A 14,939-nucleotide genomic window follows, 5' to 3' on the forward strand; every position below is an offset into this window, starting at 1 on the left:
GCGTTAATGGGCATCGCCCGATGTTGACAACGCCCACTTAAGGACAAGAGTGGGCATTGTCAACATCACTTGGGAAAGAAAGTTGACACGCGCAACTTGAAAACCTAAATGGACAGTCATGACCAAAGACATTTCCAGCACAGAGCAGCGCCCCTACCACCATGGTGACCTGCACAGGGCGATCGTAGGGGCAGCACTCGATGTCCTTAGCGAATCCCAAAGCACAGAGTTCTCGCTTCGGGAGCTCGCCCGTCGAGCGGGCGTCAGTCATAACGCCCCTTACAAACACTTCGCCGACAAGCGTGAATTGCTGGCGGCCGTCTCGGCGGTAGGGTTCGAGCTCCTAGCAAAGCAGATGAGCGATGCGACGAAGGAACTCGACAGTCCGCGCGAGCGGCTGGCAGCTATAGCGCGCGCCTATGTTCGCGGCGGCGTCAACAATCCTGCGCTCTACAGATTGATGTTCGGCGGTTATCTTGCCGGTCAGGACAATGGGCGCCCTGCAATCGAAAGAACGGCCGCTAACAACATGAAAGACCTCGTTGTAGGCGCGATATGCGACGGTGCGCTCGGGCGTCTCATTCCAAACACCGCGGCAAACACACGCAAGATTGAGGGGGCCATTCTAATATTCTGGTCGCAAATGCACGGACTCACTTTGCTGCTGGTGGACCGCCTCGTCGGCCCCGGCGAAAAGATGGAGGAGCTGAGCGAGAACGTCTTGCAAGGCATGCTCGACGGATTGGCGAATTGTATTCCCACGGTGCCAGAAGGCGTTTGGATAGGTCCTCCGCGTGCCTAATAAAACGTCCCAAGCCTCGCGCTCGGCGACCTGCTGACATTGTGACGAGGATGCTTGTATTGGGGTGATGTTTTGCTGGCGACCGAGGGGTGATTTCCGCACTCAAATCAACATTGCCCAGGATTGGGGTGCAGCGCTCGTAAAACACCTTCCTGCCCGAGGCTGGAAATATTCGACCGACCTTAGCCTTAAGCCGCTGTCAACACATCTGCGGCCTGAATATACGACGACTTGGCCTTCGCAACCTTCTTTCTCAGAGCAGCCAGCTCTTCAGCAAGCAGTTCCACGGCGAGCTTCTGGACGGCCGCCTTCAACCGATCCTCGACTTCGAAACTGTCCAGCATGTAGCTGGTTATTGCGTCTTTCATCAGTTCTTCGATGGCAGGATCATTCTGCTCCAGCGTGTCAGTCATACTGCGCTTCCTTTGGTTGCAGGCATTCCCCTTCAGTTGGCACGTTAGAGGCTAGTCCCAAGCGTTATCTCGGTCCATAATACTTGCGGAAGACTTTCTGAATTCTAGGCATGCTCATTTGCGCCTTTGGTTTAACCCGCTCCACCAGATCGTCGGAATCCATCGAGCTTAAGCTTCCTCGGCTGGGGGATTACAGATGCGCAGGAAGCCTTGCTGTGCGAGGCTTTGGCGGAAGGTCAAAGTGGTATTCCAGTTTGGAGACCCGGCTGATAGGATTGGAAAGGTCAAAGTCGGCGCCGCAGGGATTGAAGTGGAGGTGCAGCGCGCTTTGCCTAGGAGAGGTCTTTGCGACCTCATGAACCGCTTTCGCCCTCGCCACTGAGAGCCAGCGCAGAACGGATGCAATCAAGCAAGACCTGTTCGCCAAACGGTTTTGTCAGGCAGCCGACGACGTCCGCGCCCAACGCAGACGCGCGCACATTCTTTTCCGGAAAGGCCGTGATCAGAACAGTCGGAATGCTCTTGCCCAGCGCGACGAGCCGGCGGTGCAGATCGACCCCGCTCATCCCGGGCATATTGATGTCCGTCACCAGGCAAGCCGTGCGGCGGATATGTGGGAACCTCAAGAAATCATCCGCGGATGAAAAGGTCTCGGCATCAAATCCCATCGACCTTATGAGCCCCTTGATAGCCTCGCGCATCGACTCGTCGTCATCGACGATCGCAATCAGAGGTCTCTTGGTTGGCACTGCCGCCTCCCGACTTCGCCGATCGGCGTCTGCCGAACTAGCGTTGTGGCGCGCTTGACTGGATGGATTGAATATCCAACGGCGACAAAGGCATCGCAAGCTATACGATAGTATAGCTGTCTAAGATTCGCGGCAACGTGGGGGCATCTGCCCAGCAGCGCCCGGAACGTGGAGATGAGACAGTCGAGGTAATTTTGAGATCGACGCGCCCTGCGAAAGCGGCACCAGGCGCGTCGGGCCAGTCGGTAATGCAGGAGGTGAGTGGGAGGAAGATCTCGACTGCGCCGCGTGGAAGGGTGACGAAATGGTCGGATAGCGGCGCGACCACCAGGCGCTTTGGCTGCGGCTTGGCCCGGTGCGGCGCCTGGTCGAACTCATCGCTGACGTCTCATTAATATGCCGGATTCACGCGGCACAGCGCCGCTAGTGCTTGAGTTTGCTTGCTTCGCGCCGCCCTGATACTTGCTGCACCCGTGTCCCCTTGTGACGGCAGACGCCGGCCATGTGGCGCATCGGCGCGCCATGGCAGACCGCAGGACGCCCAAGCGCGCTCTTGGGAAGCCCGCATTTAGCCTTGTGGCCGAAGTAATTAGCGCGCATTCTGGTGTGTGAAAAAACTCCGTTTCGGCAGCGACGAAGGAGAGAGGAGGAGTGTTCTCATCGCGTCATTGGCGCTCTGCTGGTTGGGCTTTGCCCGCTGCGGCTACAGTGGGTGCAGATCCTGCACGTCCCAAACTTTCGGTTGACCTTGGAAGGCGCTGGCGATGACCGAGGCAACCGTCATTGTTATCGATGATGACCCGGATATCCGCGAGGCGCTTGGCAGTCTGCTGCGTTCCGTCGGTTTTGACGTGAAACTCCTCGCCTCTGTGGACGACTTCCTCAGGTCTGGACGCCCCAACGGACCGACCTGTCTCGTGCTCGATGTCCGGCTTCCGGGACAAAGCGGTCTTGATTTTCAGCTCGAGCTGTCGCGAGAAAATATTCAGCTGCCGATCGTCTTCATCACCGGGCATGGCGACATTCCCATGTCTGTCCAGGCGATGAAGGGGGGCGCGATTGAGTTCCTGACGAAACCGTTCCGAGACCAGGATTTGCTCGACGCCGTTCACGTCGGCCTGGAGCGCGACCGCGTGTGGCTTGAAAATGAAAAGGCGTTGGCGACGGTGCGCGCGCGTTTCGATAGCCTGACCCCGCGGGAGCGCGAGGTGATGGCTTTGGTGGTGACCGGACGGCTCAACAAGCAGATTGCCGGCGATCTGGGCGTGAGCGAGATTACCGTTAAGGTTCACCGCAGCCAGGTCATGCAGAAGATGGGTACCAGGTCCTTGCCCGAACTCGCGCGTATGGCTGACAAGCTGATGATCGCGCAGGGAAAGCCGCAAACGCACTCATAAAGGTCTTGGCCGCGCGTATAGGTCACCCCCTCCTCATTGGTAATCGATCCTTCCTGGCGGCCAATAGCCCGGGCTGGAGCCCTCCTCTATGGTAGGGGTTCCTTTCCGCCTCCCAGGCCGTATCGCCCCCGATCGGCCCGCCTTGAGCCTCCCAACCCCCGGGAGGCTTCTTTTTGGACCTCTCGCATGGCGGACAAGGCGCGCTCGAGACCGACCGAGTGGATTTGCCTATAAGATCGCGCCACGGCATGTGGGGCTGGCGGGGTTCACGGTTACAAGCATGCCAAGTTCGGGTTGTTAAAGACAAACCTGAAGGAGCAGATGGCAGGCGAGTGATCAACAATGGCGATGTCGGGGGAGAATGCCGTGCGATTCCGGGGACCAACCCTCGTCAACGATACGGGCGGCCGGATGGAATATGAGCGCAGAGAGGTGCCGGAGCGCCATCGCGAGCGCAGCTTCGGCCAAAACGGAGTTGCCACAACGGCACTAATCCTTTTGTTTTTATGCAATTCCGGACCGAAGCGATCTACACTTTTCCTGGATTTCCTCTAGGCGGTGGGGGGGCCCGTGCTGACGACGAACACGATCTCCGCATGGGGTGGTAGCCAAACTCAAGGTGTCTCTAGTGAGAAGGAATCCCGCGCCATGATGCGTTGTAGACTTCTTCGATGCATACAAAGCGTGCGCGCAGTGCGCGATACGTTTGCCCCGCACATGGCGTAAATTCTCTTAATATGCTCGATGCGAACGGCCTCGGGCCGCGAAATCGTCTCGGGTATCGGCGCAGATTCGAGATTTCGTCCAAGCAGCACGGCCAGCACGATATCGACCTCCATCGGTTTCGGCAAAACGTCACTGGCTCCCTCTCTGACGGCGCGGACCGCCGTGCTGATGTTGCAGTAGATACTTTGGACCACGACGCGTGTAGTGCCCCGATTTGCCAACGCTTCGATGATCTCGAAACCATTGCCGTCAGCATATTTGAGTTCAATCAATGCGAAATCGGGCACGTCGCTTTCAAGCTGCGCCTTGGCTCCTGCAACGCTCGTGGCCAGCCGAACCGCCAATCCCTCAGAAAGGAGACGTGCAACAAGAGGGGAAAAAACGTCGATTTCCGGATCCGCTACCAATACACTGGCTTTCCTGGTGTTGGATGCCGAGGACGCGTGGGGGACACAGTATGGGGATACCATCATGACCGCTCCTTGTTTCAGGTTCGAGTCTAGGACAAGGCGGCTGGAGACGACATTATACGCTTGGATAGTTTTCAGTAGCCCATGGTTGTTGACAGTGCCTGCTTGAGCTTGCTGACGCGTCTGGAGCGAGGAGTGGTATTGCCGATCCACGAACATGTCACTCGCCGTGCAGAAGTTCGCGGATGGCTCGATGCCGGTATTCCAAAGTATCGCAAGAAGAAACCACGGTATAATTTTCCGTCGACTTCTTAATCGCTAGTCTCTAGTCGTTGCCTCACGACAGGCAGGTAGCGAATTTCTCCCGTGCTACCAACAAGCTACGGCGCGCTCTCCTCCGAAGCTCTGCGGGTCCACGATCCGCCCGGCCGTCCAGCCGCCGCTGGGCGGTCTTTCGTCAGCAGACGCGGACCATGCATCGAAGGGGTGGGTGATAGCCGCTCGGTTGATCCGCTGGGACGAACAGGCGAGATGTGGTAAGAAGGCAGGGAAGTGGTTACGGTTCATCATATGTGCTCACTTTGGCCAATGTGAGTGGACGGATCTCCGAAACGAGAGTGGCAGTGCAATGAGACAGGCGAGGTAACGAAGTCGGCAACTAAGCACATCCTCTTTCTTCGGCGTTGGTGGAGATAGCAGTTTGGAGGTTCTTTGGGAGGATGGTGATCGCGTGTTCCACCGGGAACGGCGCAGAGGCGCCGACGGCAAGTGGAACCCGGTACTGGTCGTGCTTCCGGCCCTCGAGCACCCGACACTCTCAAGCCTCGAACGCCTCGACCATGAATATGGATTGAAGGATGAGCTCGATAGCACATGGGCGGTGCGACCGCTTGAGTTGGTGCGCGAAGGCGACCGGACCATGCTGGTGCTTGAAGATCTGGGCGGCGAGCCGCTTGCCCGGCGGCTCGGAACGGCAATGGAACCGGAGCTTTTCCTGCGCCTCGCGATTAGCATCGCCGCTGCGCTCGGCAAGGCCCACCAGCGCGGCCTGGTCCACAAAGATATCAAACCGGCCAATATCCTGGTAACGGGCTCGGGCGCCGAGGTGCGGCTCACAGGCTTCGGCATCGCCTCGCGCCTCTCCCGCGAACGGCAGGCGCCCGAGCCGCCCGAAGTGATCGCCGGAACGCTTGCCTATATGGCCCCCGAGCAGACCGGGCGCATGAACCGCTCGATCGATTCCCGCAGCGACCTTTATGCGCTCGGCGTGACCCTCTACGAAATGCTGACCGGGAGCCTGCCCTTCGCCGCTTCCGACCCGATGGAATGGGTGCATTGCCACATTGCACGGCAGGCGATGCCGCCCAACGAGCGGACGGCGGATGTTTCACCGGCAGTCTCGGCCATCGTCATGAAGCTGCTCGCCAAGACGGCCGAGGAGCGATACCAGACGGCAGGCGGCGTCGAGCACGATCTGAGCCGCTGTCTCAGCCAATGGGAAATGCAGTGCCGGATTGATGCATTCCCGCTCGGCGAACGCGACATCCCGGACCGCCTGCTGATCCCCGAGAGGCTATACGGGCGAGAACGCGAGGTCGAGACCTTGCTCGCTGCCTTCGACCGCGTGGTGTTGAGCGGGGCGCCGGAGTTGGTGCTCGTCTCTGGCTATTCCGGCATCGGCAAGTCGGCGGTGGTCAATGAACTCCACAAAGTACTGGTGCCGCCGCGGGGGCTGTTCGCGTCCGGCAAATTCGACCAGTACAAGCACGACATCCCTTATGCGACCCTGGCGCAGGCCTTTCAGGGCCTGCTCAAGGGGCTCCTCGCCAAGAGCGAGGCCGAGTTGGCACCGTGGCGCGAGGCGCTGAGCGAGACGCTAGGCCCCAACGGACAGCTGATGGTCGATCTCGTCCCCGAACTGAAGCTCATCATCGGCGACCAGCCGCCGGTCGCTGAACTTCCGCCACAGGACGCGCAACGGCGATTCCAGCTGATATTCCGGCGGTTCATCAGCGTCTTTGCCCGGCCCGAACATCCGCTAGCGCTGTTCCTCGACGATCTCCAATGGCTCGACGCAGCGACACTCGACCTGCTGGAGGATCTGCTGACCCGGTCGGATCTGCAGCAGCTCATGCTGATCGGTGCCTATCGCGACAACGAAGTCACCGCCGCCCATCCTTTGATGCGGAAGCTTGACGCGATCAAGACCGCCGGCGGCAAGGTCGCGGAAATCACGCTTGCGCCGCTTACTGAAGACTATCTCCGGCAGTTGATTGCGGATGCGCTCCACTGTCAGCCCGAGCGTGCAGCCCCGCTCGCACAGATGATGCTCGACAAAACCGGCGGCAATCCGTTCTTCGTCCGTCAGTTCCTGTTTTCGCTCGCCGAAGAGGGAATGCTCACCTTCGATCATGACGCGGCATGCTGGTCCTGGGATCTAGAGCGCATTCACGCTAAGGGATACACCGACAACGTCGTGCACCTCATGGTCGGCAAGCTCGCGCGCCTGCCGCCCGAAACGCGAAAGGCGTTGCAGCAGTTCGCCTGTCTCGGAAACATCGCAGATGCCACGAGGCTTTCACTCGTCCTCGAAACCCCGGAGGAGCAAGTCCCCGAGGCCCTGTGGCCTGCCGTCGCTCATGAACTGCTCGAGCGTCTGGCAGGCGCCTACCGGTTCGTCCACGATCGCGTTCAGGAAGCTGCCTATTCGCTGATCCCGGAGGAGCGACGCGGCGAGTTGCACCTTCGCATAGGCAGACTGCTTGCCGCGAACACTGCGCCGGAGCTGATTGAGGATTATGTTTTCGAGATTGTCAGCCAACTCAATCGCGGAGCCGCACTGATCACCTCGGCTGAGGAGCGCGAGCAACTGGCAAAGTTCAATCTGCTGGCCGGCAAGCGCGCCAAGGCCTCGACGGCATACGCCTCGGCGCTCAACTATTTTGTCGCCGGCACGACACTGCTGCCGGAAGACGCCTGGGAGCGCCAGCACGAACTGGTGTTCGCGCTTGAGCTGAACCGAGCCGAATGCGAGTTCCTCATTGGCGCGCTGGCGGACGCGGAGGAGCGGCTGGCACAGCTTTCCAATTGTGCTGTCTGCTCCGACGATCAGGCTGCTGTCGCCTGCCTGCGCATCGACCTCTATGCTGCGCTCGGTCAGACCAGTCGCTCCGCCGCCGTCGGTCTCGACTACTTGAGGCAGCATCTCGGCATCGACTGGTCGCCGCATCCGGTCGACGAGGAAGTGCAACGAGAATACGGCCGGATCTGGTCGCAGCTCGGGAACCGCGCGATCGAGGAGCTCGTTGATCTGCCGTTGATGAGCGACCCGGCATCCTCCGCGGCGCTGGATATCCTCACCCGGCTCGTTGGGGCGGTATGGCATACTGATGCGAATCTTGCATGCATGGCGATCTGCCTGGCGGTTAATCTGAGCCTCGAGCGAGGCAACAGCGACGGCTCCTGCTACCATTATGTGTCGCTTGGCTATATTGCCGGGCCCCGCTTTGGCGACTATGCGGCCGGATATCGATTCGGTCGGGTTGGCTGCCAACTGGTCGACGAGCGCGAGCTGAAGCGCTTCCAAGCCAGGACTTATAAAGACTTCGGGGCCCACGTCATACCGTGGACGAAACATGTCCGAACCGGCCGCGACATCTTGCGGCGAGCGCTTGAAATTGCCAACCAGAGCGGCGACCTCACGTTTGCCGGATACAGCTATGCCAGTTTGAATTCCAACCTGCTGGCGGCGGGAGATCCGCTTATGGAAGTGCAACGCCAAGCGGAGATTGGCCTTGCGTTTGCGCAGAAGGTGCGGTTCCAGTTCGTCATAGACCTCGCCAGCGCGCAACTCGGCCTCGTCCGGACGCTGCGCGGGTTGACCCGGAAATTCGGCTCCTTCGACGACGACGGATTTGACGAAGTTGAGATCGAACGCCGGTTTTCCGACGATCCGAATTTGATTCTTGCGGAAACCTGCTACTTCGTCAGAAAACTCCAGGCGCGGTTCTTTGCGGGCGACTATGAGGCGGCCGTCGATGCGTCATTGCGGGCGCAGAGGCTACCATGGACATCGGTGTCTCATTTCGAAGAAACGCCAGAACATCATTTCTATGGTGCCTTGGCCCGCGCCGCATGCTGCGACTCTGCTGTGGCTGACCAGCGGGCGCGGCACACGGAGGCTCTGGTCGCCCACCACCGACAGCTACAGATCTATGCGAAGAATTGCCCGGAGAACTTCGAGAACCGAGCCGCGCTGGTCGGCGCCGAGATAGCACGCCTTGAAGGCCGCGAAATCGACGCCGTGCGGCTTTACGAACAAGCGATCCGCTCGGCGCGTGCCAACGGCTTCATTCATCATGAAGCCCTCGCATATGAACTCGCCGCCCGCTTTTATGCGCAGGGAGGTTTCGAGGACTTCACTCGTCTCTATCTGCGCAACGCGCGAGGCTGCTATCTGCGCTGGGGCGCCGACGGTAAGGTGCGGCAACTCGACCAACTTTATCCTGACCTGAGAGGGGAAGAACGCGCTCCTGCTCCAACCAGCACCATTGGTGCACCGATCGAGCAACTCGATCTCGCAACCGTTATCAAGATTTCGCAAGCCGTGTCGGGCGAGATTGTCCTTCAAAAGCTGATCGACACGATCTTGCGCACCGCCGTTGAGCAGGCGGGCGCCGAGCGCGGCCTGTTGATCCTGCCGCGTGGCGGTGAGTCACGGATCACGGCGGAGGCCACGACCGTCGGCGACACGGTCGCGGTGCAGCTGCGCGACGAGATCGTGACTGCGATCACGCTGCCGGAATCGCTCCTTCATTATGTCTTGCGCACAAACGAAAGCGTGGTTCTCAGCGACGCCACAGCTCAGAATTCATTTTCCGCGGACCCCTACATCTGTCAGCACCAAGCTCGTTCCATTCTCTGTGTGCCGTTGCTCAACCAGGGCCAACTGACCGGAGTACTCTACCTTGAGAACAACCTCGCCCCTCGGGTCTTCGCGCCGGCCCGGATCGCGGTGCTGAAGCTGCTCGCCTCTCAGGCAGCGATCTCACTGGAGAATACCCGGCTTTACCGCGATCTCGCTGAACGCGAAGCCAGGATCCGTCGCCTCGTCAAGGCCAACATCATCGGGATCGTCATCTGGGATATCGAAGGTCGCATTCTTGAGGCTAACGACGCGTTCCTCCGCATGGTGGGATACGACCGAGAGGATCTTGCCTCGGGTCGGCTATGCTGGACGGACCTGACGCCCTCCGAATGGCGCGACCGCGACGCACGGACCGTCGCAGAGCTGAAGCTGATCGGGGCAGTCCAACCGTTCGAGAAGGAGTACTTTCGGAAAGATGGCAGCCGTCTGCCCGTGCTGATCGGCGGTGCAATGTTGGAAGGAAGCAGGAATGAAGGTGTCTCTTTCGTCCTCGATTTGACGGAGCGCCGGCAGGCGGAAGAGGCGTTACGCAAGAGCGAGGAAGCCTTGCGCGAGGCGCAGGGGCAACTGGCCCACGCAAACCGCGTCGCCACCATGGGGCAGCTCACAGCCTCCATCGCCCATGAAGTCAACCAGCCGCTCGCCGCGTCGCTTACCAACGCGCAGGCGGCCTTGCGCTGGCTCGGTACCTATCCGCCGAATCTGGATGAGGTGGCTCAGGCGCTCGGCCGGATCGTCGAGAACGCCAATCGGGCCGGCGATGTCATTGGCCGGATCCGCGCCTTGGTCAAGAAGGAGCCCCCTCGCAAGGGGCAGTTCGACCTCAATGAAGCCATTGGTCACGTGATTGCCTTGACCGGCAGCGAAGTGCTCCGGCAAGGCGTCACGCTGCAGACCGAATTCGCGGCGAGCCTCCCGTCCGTGGAAGGGGATCGCGTTCAGCTGCAACAGGTGATCCTAAACCTGATCATGAACGCCATTGAGGCGATGAGCGGCATTAATGAGGAAGAGCGCGAGTTGCTGATCAGCACCGAGACAGAGGCCTCAGGAGGCGTGGTCGTCGGGGTGCGCGACTCGGGTCCAGGCCTGGACCCGCAAAGTATGGACCGCCTTTTTGAGGCCTTCTACACGACCAAATCCACCGGTATGGGTATGGGCCTGGCGATCTGCCGTTCGATCATCGAGGCTCACGGGGGCCGGCTATGGGCCACCGCGAATAAACCTCGTGGGGCAGTGTTTCTGTTCACTCTGCCTCTCGAACGAGACGAACCCGCTGGCGCAAGGCATGCCGACCAAATGGCAATGTTGGGAAACTAATGGGGCGAACGGCTGGCTGAACCTCTCGCATCTAGTGCAGGTCTCTGCGAAGAGTGAAGGCCGTCGGCCTGGACCCTCTCCACCGCGAGACGACTGAGGCGGGCCGAAGCTGATTCATAGTCATGACGCGCCATTGTTGTCGGGCGAAATGAGAAACGGACACCCTAGCGCGCTTATCCGGAGCCTCTAGGCAGATATACAGGCTGTAGGGGCCAGACCGAAGCCGATGGCCTTCCTTGATCGCGGTCGAGGCGAGCTTTACCCAGTCGTCACGGGCTTTGGTCTTATGCCCCCCGCGACGAGCGCCGCCGTTGGCCTCCAGCGGGTTCACGGATGGCGGAAACGGAAGATGAAGCCGGATCATATGCGGTTCCATTCCGGCTGGCCGACGCAACCAACATATGAGATGAGTTTTGGACGCGATGGCTTGGGAGCGGGCTTAGTCTTGACCTTGCGGGCTTTTGCCTTCAGCTTCTTGGGCTTGCCGGCTTGAACGGGATTGGTTGATCCCTTCGCCCTGCCCTTGCGCGCGATAATGACGACTTCGCAGTCTTCCGGCCTCGCATAGCATCGGAACGCCGTCTTGCCGTTATAGCCCTCGCCCTTCAGCATCTGGGCCAAGCCCATGTCGCGAAGCTGGTAGTAGAGGTAATAGATCGAGCGGCGATGACGGTAGCCGAGGTCCGTAGCTGCGTCTTCGATGCTAAAGGCTATGTCCGTGCCGATTGGCCCCCATGACGACATATAAGCAAGGAAGGTTTCCTGAGCTTCTGTTATTCTCAAAGGCGCGGTCATGATCACGCTCCTTGTTCGGAACGAATAGGCAAAGCGTATGGTCGCCTAGCTCAAACTTGGCGCCCTTCGCACATTGGTGGAATTCGCCATCGGGCGATTGCCCAATACGTTTGTCATTGTAAGCGATGGTTCGTGCGTGGTGGCGACGTGCCAGCCGGGCCTTCGAGAACCCCTTGATCGTGGATCTCGCGGCAATCCATCCGCTGCAGCACGAAAACGGATACGTCCATCCGTGCGGCTGTGCCGCCGTTGGCGTCGCATCATGCGCCACTGCCGGAGCCAGCGTTCACGACTGCAAAGAAAATAGCCGCTGCCTTGCCCATGATCCGCACCTCGATTCGAAGCTTTCCCTTCGATCGAGTTCCGCTACGAATAGCGTCTCCGTCTGTCCGGGCGGCTCCACGTCCCGAAGCGCCCTTTCATAGCTTGCGGCCCTGCGGGAGGAAGTACCCTGACCCTAGCAGGACGCTGCCCGACCTGCCTATTGATCGGGAGGAAGGATCGGGTAGCGAAGAGGAGGGGATGACTTATACGGGGGTTTAGAAGTCCTTGATCCGAGGCTGGCAACCCTCGTGATGTTTCCGCTGGAAAGTCGAACATCACCCGCTCCTTCGCGTTGAGATGCCGCCGGCCGGGATAGACGGCCACGACGCCGATATCGACCATGCAGTAGCTAGGCAGTACCCGGACCAGCTGCTTCTCGCGCAGATCGTCGCCGAATGCGGGTTTCGGTATTTCGCGGACAGGAATTCCATTAAATCCCGGACAGTCTTTTGGCGATAAAGAGATCGACTCTCGCACGCGCCGTTTTGCCATTCTTGGTCCAGAGGGGCCAGTGAATGGCGAGACGGAAGCTGGCGAGGCTTACGAGTGTAAAGGACATTCGATAGATGCTGAGACCGTCGCAAGGATAGGGTTTTCCGTTCGTGCGAGATCGGAACGGCTGAAATTCGCCAAAACGACCATTTCGACCGATCTGTTGCAGGCGCGTGAGGCCGGGCTGACGGGCTGGCCGTTGCCGCCTGGGCTTGACGAGGACGCTTTTTTGCAGCGTCGCCTGTTTCATCGTCGCGGCCGCCCGCCCCAGGACATGCACGGGCCTGACTGGGGAAAGATCGCCAGTGAACTGAAGCGAAAGGGCGTGGCTGACGCTGTTGTGGCAGGAATATCGCGGACGGCACGCCATGCACGTGGTGGAACCAGTTGAGCCACTCCGCGCACTTAGGAAATCGCTGACTAACTGCAACAGGATCTAAAGCCGCATGCAGGAAGTTGAAGCGAAGGTTCCGCATGGTCGCCCCGCGAAAGGAGAAATGGGCCCCTTTTCAGCCGCCCTAAACCGGTTCCTGAGCGACGAACCAAGTGGAGATCTCGGGCATATTGCGTTCAAATCCACCGGGTATGAAAAGATTGAGCAGCCTGGCGGTCGTCTCGCCGGGGTTTCGGAAATCGTGGACGACGCCGGCCGGGATTCGCAGGAAAGTGCCCGGTGTGCACCGCCGCCAGCAGTCGCCGACGAGGATTTCCGGCACACCTTCAAGCACGTAGAAAACCTCGTCATTTGCTGCATGGCTGTGTCCGCCGACACCTTTCAGGCCAGTCTCGAGAATCCACTCGGACACGGAATAGGCGGCCTCCGTCTCGGCTTCATCGGCCTTGAACACGCCCGTGAGCGGGCCGAGCTCGTAGCGCCGCCCCTCTCCCGGCTCGAGAAGGATCACGTCGCAGCAGCGGTGCGACGGACTGCCACACCCCGCTCCGCCGCCTCCTTCGCTTCGATTTCCGTCGGCCGCGTTCACGCCCCGGTCTCCTCGTCCCAGCGGCGCTGCATTTCTTCAGGCGCCACAACTTCGATCTTCTGCGAGAGCATCCACCGGTGACCGAATGGATCGACGACCATGGCGACGCGCTCGCCATAGGCCTGATCTGCGGCGGCACGCAGAACGACGGCCCCCGCTCCGACGGCCCGGGCAAGATTTGCGTCGACCGTCAAAGTTGCGAGGTGGAAGGTTACGGGAGAGCCTCCGATCGTATCGGGGCTCAGTGCGCCGAAGTCTGGATACTCGTCGGCAATCATGACCATGTTTTCGCCGAGCTTGAGCTCCGCGTGGCCGATCCGACCGTCATGTGGGTCGGTCAGCCGGAAAAGCTCCTCGGCCCCGAAGGCGCGGCCATAGAAAGCAATCGCTTCCCGAGCATTCTTGACGATGAGATAAGGCGTCAGGGATTGGATCGAGGTGGACATGGCCGGGCCCCTTGCCGCTGGCATATGATTACATTACGTTACGTTTCATAATTAATTGAGTCAAGAGCACATGAGCCTACCGAAACGGCGTGGAAGACCGCCAAGCCAATTGGCCCGGGCGAGAATCCTGAAAGCCGCGCACGACATACTGATCGAGGATGGATTCGGCCGTCTCACCGTCGAGGCGGTTGCCTCGAAGTCCGGCGTAGGCAAGCCGACGATCTATAGGCAATGGGCGAACGCTTGCGAACTCGCTATGGCTGCGCTGATGTCCGGAGATTCGGGCGCCATCGAAGAAGACGCCACAAATTTGCGATCGGCGCTGACTGTGCAAATGCGATCGCTGATCCAGGCTTTTGCGACCACCAGAGGGCGCCAAATCGCCATGACGCTCGCGGCCGCCGACCCCGAAAGCGAATTCACCAAGGCCTTCCGCAACCAGGTCATTCTCTCGAGCCGCGAGGCGGGTCGCGCCTTGTTGATCGAGGCAGCCGCTCGAGGAGAAATCATGCTGCCGCAAAACCTCGAGGTGCTGCTCGATATGATGTACGGACCTGTTTTCTACCGGTTGCTGGTCGGACATCGCCCACTCGACGCGAGCTTCGCCGAAGACATCGTCGCGATCGCGCTGAAAGTTGTAGCGAGCCCCTAGCGACGGGTAAGAGCTGCCGGCCGACGGCCGATGTTCCCGTTGATACATTATCGATTTTCGAGCATAGAACGGGAATATCTCTCTGGTTCGCGCCTAGGCCCGCGTCGGACGTTCGCAAGGAGTTTGGCCTCAAGTTCGGCTGAAGGCTGCGGGCCTGGAATAAAGCGTCGCAAGCGAGCATGTCACCAAAGGGCTGGACAGCCCTTGCCGCTTTCTTGCGGGAATGCCTTAGGGTTCTTGGCACCGAGATCTACCACAATTAATGAAGTACGAGCCCGGCACACCACCGACACGCCGCTGATCTAAAGCGAGCCGGAGCGACATTATGAAAGCGGCGCTTTCGAATCCCGCGAGTTCCGCCGGGCCATGGACATAAGCGCGACCGGCGTCACCATCGTGCCCTACGGAAATGAAGCCCGGCCAGCCGCGATGACGGCCAACGGCTTGTCCGGTCCCTGGGAGCTCGACCCGTTGTAGCGCATGACCGCTTAATGTCAGCGAATACG

General features: G+C 59.9%; 10 protein-coding genes and 2 pseudogenes. 6 read left to right on the forward strand and 6 right to left on the reverse strand.

Annotated features, from left to right (window positions below):
* Positions 1-118: 118 nt before the first annotated feature.
* Positions 119-802: a TetR/AcrR family transcriptional regulator gene (locus BLP23_RS04540; protein ID WP_092583703.1), complete on the forward strand. Its 684-nt coding sequence runs from the start codon at positions 119-121 to the stop codon at positions 800-802.
* A 188-nt stretch (positions 803-990) separates the two neighbouring features.
* Here BLP23_RS04540 and BLP23_RS04545 read toward each other — a convergent pair whose 3' ends face one another.
* Together BLP23_RS04545 and BLP23_RS04550 are read right to left on the reverse strand one after the other, a co-directional pair.
* Positions 991-1,215, reverse strand: a complete 225-nt coding sequence (locus tag BLP23_RS04545; RefSeq protein ID WP_092583704.1) for a hypothetical protein — start codon at positions 1,213-1,215, stop codon at positions 991-993.
* Positions 1,216-1,568: 353 nt separating this feature from the next.
* Positions 1,569-1,964: a response regulator transcription factor gene (locus tag BLP23_RS04550; RefSeq protein WP_092583705.1), complete on the reverse strand. Its 396-nt coding sequence runs from the start codon at positions 1,962-1,964 to the stop codon at positions 1,569-1,571.
* Positions 1,965-2,728: 764 nt separating this feature from the next.
* Here BLP23_RS04550 and BLP23_RS04555 point away from each other — a divergent pair.
* Positions 2,729-3,361, forward strand: a complete 633-nt coding sequence (locus tag BLP23_RS04555) for a response regulator transcription factor (RefSeq protein WP_092583706.1) — start codon at positions 2,729-2,731, stop codon at positions 3,359-3,361.
* A 614-nt stretch (positions 3,362-3,975) separates the two neighbouring features.
* On the opposite strand, the gene BLP23_RS04560 is transcribed toward BLP23_RS04555, so the two are convergent.
* Positions 3,976-4,494: a response regulator transcription factor gene (locus BLP23_RS04560; RefSeq protein WP_167363826.1), complete on the reverse strand. Its 519-nt coding sequence runs from the start codon at positions 4,492-4,494 to the stop codon at positions 3,976-3,978.
* A gap of 703 nt (positions 4,495-5,197) precedes the next feature.
* Here BLP23_RS04560 and BLP23_RS04565 point away from each other — a divergent pair.
* A complete protein-coding gene (locus BLP23_RS04565) occupies positions 5,198-10,741 on the forward strand; it encodes a trifunctional serine/threonine-protein kinase/ATP-binding protein/sensor histidine kinase (RefSeq protein ID WP_092583708.1) in 5,544 nt (1,847 codons plus the stop codon).
* Positions 10,742-11,101: 360 nt separating this feature from the next.
* On the opposite strand, the gene BLP23_RS04575 is transcribed toward BLP23_RS04565, so the two are convergent.
* Positions 11,102-11,536 (reverse strand): hypothetical protein, encoded by a 435-nt coding sequence (locus BLP23_RS04575; RefSeq protein WP_092583710.1) that lies wholly within the window; start codon positions 11,534-11,536, stop codon positions 11,102-11,104.
* 839 nt (positions 11,537-12,375) lie between these two features.
* Between BLP23_RS04575 and BLP23_RS34280 the strand changes: the two are divergent.
* Positions 12,376-12,717 (forward strand): annotated as a pseudogene (locus BLP23_RS34280) (IS21 family transposase); the annotation flags it as partial.
* Between the two features lie 153 nt (positions 12,718-12,870).
* On the opposite strand, the gene BLP23_RS04585 reads toward BLP23_RS34280, so the two are convergent.
* Positions 12,871-13,335, reverse strand: coding sequence for a cupin domain-containing protein (locus BLP23_RS04585; protein WP_233426625.1), 465 nt, complete (start codon positions 13,333-13,335; stop codon positions 12,871-12,873).
* Complete coding sequence (locus tag BLP23_RS04590; protein WP_092583711.1) at positions 13,332-13,781, reverse strand: VOC family protein; 450 nt, start codon at positions 13,779-13,781, stop codon at positions 13,332-13,334. Before BLP23_RS04590 ends, BLP23_RS04585 begins: the two co-directional genes overlap by 4 nt.
* 70 nt (positions 13,782-13,851) lie before the next feature.
* Here BLP23_RS04590 and BLP23_RS04595 point away from each other — a divergent pair, with 70 nt between their 5' ends.
* Positions 13,852-14,433 carry a TetR/AcrR family transcriptional regulator gene (locus BLP23_RS04595; protein WP_208603120.1) on the forward strand — a complete coding sequence of 194 codons (582 nt, stop codon included), beginning with the start codon at positions 13,852-13,854 and terminating at the stop codon, positions 14,431-14,433.
* A gap of 179 nt (positions 14,434-14,612) precedes the next feature.
* Positions 14,613-14,696, forward strand: a pseudogene (locus BLP23_RS34285) (protease); the annotation flags it as partial.
* Positions 14,697-14,939 lie beyond the last annotated feature (243 nt).

This window comes from Rhizobium mongolense subsp. loessense (genome assembly GCF_900099775.1).
GTDB classification, from domain to species: domain Bacteria; phylum Pseudomonadota; class Alphaproteobacteria; order Rhizobiales; family Rhizobiaceae; genus Rhizobium; species Rhizobium loessense.

Coding starts and splice junctions, on each gene's coding strand:
- BLP23_RS04575 (WP_092583710.1), bottom strand. CDS start 11,536: ATGACCGCGCCTTTGAGAATAACAGAAGCTCAGGAAACCTTCCTTGCT.
- BLP23_RS04540 (WP_092583703.1), top strand. CDS start 119: ATGACCAAAGACATTTCCAGCACAGAGCAGCGCCCCTACCACCATGGT.
- BLP23_RS04590 (WP_092583711.1), bottom strand. CDS start 13,781: ATGTCCACCTCGATCCAATCCCTGACGCCTTATCTCATCGTCAAGAAT.
- BLP23_RS04595 (WP_208603120.1), top strand. CDS start 13,852: ATGAGCCTACCGAAACGGCGTGGAAGACCGCCAAGCCAATTGGCCCGG.
- BLP23_RS04545 (WP_092583704.1), bottom strand. CDS start 1,215: ATGACTGACACGCTGGAGCAGAATGATCCTGCCATCGAAGAACTGATG.
- BLP23_RS04555 (WP_092583706.1), top strand. CDS start 2,729: ATGACCGAGGCAACCGTCATTGTTATCGATGATGACCCGGATATCCGC.